Source organism: Streptomyces sp. NPDC048419 (genome assembly GCF_043200415.1).
In the GTDB taxonomy this organism is placed as follows: domain Bacteria; phylum Actinomycetota; class Actinomycetes; order Streptomycetales; family Streptomycetaceae; genus Streptomyces.
Genome location: NZ_JBICXT010000097.1, coordinates 1 through 4,018, shown reverse-complemented (window position 1 = coordinate 4,018; position 4,018 = coordinate 1). Strand labels below are relative to the sequence as shown.

Here is a 4,018-nt window from a genome sequence, read left to right as displayed (position 1 = left end):
GGCGAGCCCGATGTTCAACCCGACGTATCGGCACCGCCGTCCAAGCCATCCACACCCTCTTGACCTGCGACTATTTAGGATGAAAGAGGTTCAGTGGGCGAGTTGCGCGATTCAGCCCCGCGGAGAAGGCGAACTACCCGATCACGCTGTTGTGCCGTCCGGCCGGGTCAGCGAGTGGTGTTTGCGCCGGGTGAGGCCGCGGATGTCGCGCTCGCGCATCAGGCGGGCGACACGTTTGCGGTTCACCCGCCGCCCGTGGCGGCGCAGTTCGGCGTGGATGTGTGGGACGCCGTAGGTGTGACGGGAGGCGAGGTGCAGCACGGTGATCTTGTGGGCGAGTGCGTCGTCGGCGGCCTGCCGGGCACGGCGGGCGGCCTCGCCCACGCGCAGGCGTAGTGGAAGGAGCGGGCCACGTGCAGCCAAGAAGACGAAGCCGGCCCCGGACCTGATCGGCCGCGACTTCCATGCCGAGCGCCCCGGCACCAAGCTGGTCGGTGACTTCACGTATCTCCCGCTGGCAGGCGGGGAGTTTCTCTATCTCGCGATGGTGCTGGACCTGGCCACCCGCGAGGTCGTCGGCTGGTTCATCGTCGACCGCATGCGTACTGGTCTGGTCGCCGGACGCGCTGCGGATGGCGGCCTCGACCCGCTCCGTCAGTGAGTATGTGAAGTGCCGGATGTCCCGGGCTTCTTGACCTGCACAGCGATGGATGCGCCAGGATGCCGGTGTCGGGATGCTCTCGCGCCTCCTGACCCGCACTCCGATCGACGGCGCTGTCCTTCCTCGGGCTTGTCGGTGGCCTCCCGGCGAGGCGCTCGCCTCGCCGACCGACGCGAAGGACGCATTCATCATCGCCGACGCCGCGCGAGCGACGGCGCACAGGCTGCGTTCGGTTACCCCTCGACGACGAGACGCTTGCCGAGCTGCAGATGATCGTCGGCTTCGAGGGGCGAACGCCAAGCTCCGCGCGTCCTGCTGGTGACCATCGTGCAGCAGTCCTTGCCTGCACCGCTGCGAATACAGTAACCAACTCAAGAAGCTGATCGTGGGGTCCAGCAAGACCGTCTACGCCGTCGCCGCCTGGCTGCCGAACAGCCGAACGCGGCCGAGATCATCGCGTGGGCGCGCGGGTACTGGGGGCGGAGAATACCCGTCCACTGTCGTCTTCGTCAGGACAAGTCCCACGCCAGGGCCCGCAATGCCAACCCCGTCGCCGGAGGATGGACCCGCACCGGATGCCGCCACATAGCCAGTTTCTATGATGAAACGTAGTAAACCAGACATTCAAGGCGAATGCTGGAGGCCAGGGCCAAATGATCGATGCGACGAGTAGCGAATGCTCATGTTGCTGCTTGAGACGTGTCGTCAGAATGGCCACCGATGCGGCATACGCGTCTTGTGAGGGTCCAGGCCTGGTACGAGATTATTGCCGGACCTCTCCGGCGACCATTCGGGGGAAATCCCACGGCGTCAGAAGGCCCACGGCAATGAGATTGATATATGCGGCTCGCGTCGGCCGCGGCTTTATGGCCCTCGTAATCACCTGAACCGTGATGTTCTATGAGATTGGGTTCATACTGCCATGGAAGAAAGAATCAAGGATGAGCGGACCAGCCGGAAGCGCCGCGTGACGGGGTTTGTTGTCCTTCTACTCGGGGCGGCGTCCACGCTAGCGACCCTTCCCAATGCGCAGGCAGAGGACTCGCCGGGCAAGCCAGTGGAATCCTATACGTACAAGGGGCCAGTACCGGACGGCTTCAGTTCATTTGATGCTCTCATGAAGGTCCAGCACCAGCTCGATCATGCTGCCCGCAACGTCGTTGATGCAGCTGAGGCCGCCGGGGACACAGGTTACAGTTCGATCAAAGTATCGGTCAAAGACCATCGGCTTTCCTTGTATTGGAAGGGCTCCCCGTCCGCCGGAGTGCAAGAGGTTCTGGATCGCCTTCCGGGCGGCTACACCTTTGTGGTCAACAGGGCCTCTTACTCGCGCATCGAACTGGCAAAGGCGCAGCAGCTGTTTACCGAAAACACCATGGCGGACAAGGCTGCGCACATCTCTGCCGTCTACCCGCTGCCAGATGGCAGCGGCCTCGGCGCCAAGGCGGTGGGCGATCTCGGCGCGGCGCGTCAGCTGCCCGCAGTGCGCGAGGCTACCGTGCCGGTCACCCTGATACCCGGTGGTGAAGCTACCCTCGAGTACAGTCGGCACATGGACATCGCACCGTATTGGGGTGGCGATCTTTATCAGACCACACGAGATGGACAGACGAAGGCCGTGACCCAATGTTCCACGGCCTTCCCAGTGCACGATCTCACCACCGGCAAGGAGGAGATGCTCACCGCATCCCACTGCATCGCCGATATTCACGACAAGGTGACCGTCCCCCTTAAGTTCCCCACCCAGAGCCTGCCGGAGAACAGAAAGGAGGTAGGGAGTATCTTGAACGTTGACCAATCTTATGACACTGCCATACTCGACATGGGTGATCTGGGGAAGCGCATCTTCCGGGGTAGCCCTATCTCGAAGAGTTCTTCTCCCGTCGATGGCTTTGCGACGAACTTCGTCGGTGACTACGTCTGCGCGGGTGGGTCCGAGACCGGCGAGCACTGCTTCCTGAACGTGGAAGAAACCGATGTGGCGCAAATTACGTCGGGTTGGCTGGACGGAAAGACGCATATTGTGTTCGGCGCCGTAACTGCCCAGGCCGATATCGGTGAGCCTGCCGCCGGCCACGGGGACAGTGGCGGGCCGGTCTTCACGCCGTCCGATCAGACCGTTGGCGCGGTAACAGCCCGGGGAGTCATCAGCAGCGGCGATATTTGGGTGTCATGCGGTGACATCGAAACAGAGGTGGACCCGAGCCAGCTTTCGTGCGGCAACGAGGTGAGTTTTGTGCCCCTGGACAAGATCGTCGGGGCGGGCAAGAAGCTGAACATCTACGCTGGACCCCTGCTGTGGTAGCCGGTTGGAGGGCACGCGGACAAGGCTGATCCGAAGTCCGTGGTCACGGTTGGACGCAGGTCCGGCCCGGCGGGCCGAGCAGCTACGGCGGGGTGAAGGTGCAAAAGACCGTGTCCTGTGTGGTGAGGCGGACGAGTCGTTTGTAGCAGCACATGGTTGCGGCGAGACCCAGGGATGCCAGGTAGTTGCGGGGTGGCGTTCGTATCGCGGGCTGAGACGGCGGTAGCCGGACAGCCACGACATCGTGCGCTCGATCACCCAGCGCCGGCCTAGTCGTTCGCTGGACTCGATGCCTTGCGGGCAATCCGGACTCCAATGCGCTTGCCGCGTAACCATTCCCGCAGGTCCGGGCAGTCGTAGGCTTTGTCCGCGTGCAGGCGCTGGGGCTTGAAGTAGCGGCCACAGTGCGGGTCGTGTCTCGTTTGGTGACCCGCCACCATGGGCTTCAGCCCTTCGCTGTCGTGGGGGTTGCCGGCCGAGACGACGAGGAGGGGTTCGCGTCCGACAGGACGTGCATCTTGGAACCCGGCTTGCCCCGGTCCACGGGTCTCGGACCTGTGTGTTCGCCCCCTTCTCAGCGCGGACGGGGCGGTGTCGAGGACGACGCAGGTGATTCCAACGGGGCCGGCGTCGTCAAGCCGGTGCTGCACGGCCTGGTGCAGGCGGCCCCAGACGCCGGCTCTGGACCAGATCAAGAATCCCGAAGCGCGGCGGCAAGGCTCTCCAGGAACGGCCGCTGACCAGCACGTAGATGATCGCCGCGAACAGCGTCTCATCAGGCGTGTCCGGCGTCCCCCGCCCTGCGGCCGCACTCTGGACGGCGGGATCAGCGGCTCCGCGATCTCCCACAGCCATCAGGAACAATCCAACTCCACGTACCCCGCCCCGTACATAGATGACCCAACGAATGATCACCACGTAGGACACGGTCCAAAGCGCGTCTATAAAGCAGCTTTAGGGGTGGGTCCCTAATGCCGGGGCCGTCGTGGGCGCGTAGACCTGGGGTACAAGGACGCGCCGAACGGAAACGGGTCGGTGCGCGATCCGCCTCC

3 protein-coding genes and 2 pseudogenes are annotated in these 4,018 nt (G+C 63.8%); 3 read left to right on the top strand and 2 right to left on the bottom strand.

The window, feature by feature from the left end; genetic code table 11:
• Nucleotides 1–83, top strand: a pseudogene (locus tag ACGFYN_RS47920) (IS5/IS1182 family transposase); the annotation flags it as partial.
• 58 nt (nucleotides 84–141) lie between these two features.
• Here ACGFYN_RS47920 and ACGFYN_RS47915 read toward each other — a convergent pair.
• Nucleotides 142–384, bottom strand: coding sequence for an IS3 family transposase (locus ACGFYN_RS47915; RefSeq protein WP_393872251.1), 243 nt, complete (start codon nucleotides 382–384; stop codon nucleotides 142–144).
• Here ACGFYN_RS47915 and ACGFYN_RS47910 point away from each other — a divergent pair.
• Both ACGFYN_RS47910 and ACGFYN_RS47905 read left to right on the top strand, forming a co-directional pair.
• A complete protein-coding gene (locus ACGFYN_RS47910; protein WP_393872250.1) occupies nucleotides 323–661 on the top strand; it encodes a DDE-type integrase/transposase/recombinase in 339 nt (112 codons plus the stop codon). The genes ACGFYN_RS47915 and ACGFYN_RS47910 overlap by 62 nt on opposite strands.
• Nucleotides 662–1,583: 922 nt before the next feature.
• Nucleotides 1,584–2,966 carry a trypsin-like serine protease gene (locus tag ACGFYN_RS47905; protein ID WP_393872249.1) on the top strand — a complete coding sequence of 461 codons (1,383 nt, stop codon included), beginning with the start codon at nucleotides 1,584–1,586 and terminating at the stop codon, nucleotides 2,964–2,966.
• Nucleotides 2,967–3,048: 82 nt separating this feature from the next.
• On the opposite strand, the pseudogene ACGFYN_RS47900 reads toward ACGFYN_RS47905, so the two are convergent.
• Nucleotides 3,049–3,870 (bottom strand): annotated as a pseudogene (locus ACGFYN_RS47900) (IS5 family transposase).
• Nucleotides 3,871–4,018: the final 148 nt, after the last annotated feature.

Excerpts from the sequence above, each read along its gene's own strand:
- ACGFYN_RS47905 (WP_393872249.1), top strand. The coding sequence starts at position 1,584 with ATGGAAGAAAGAATCAAGGATGAGCGGACCAGCCGGAAGCGCCGCGTG.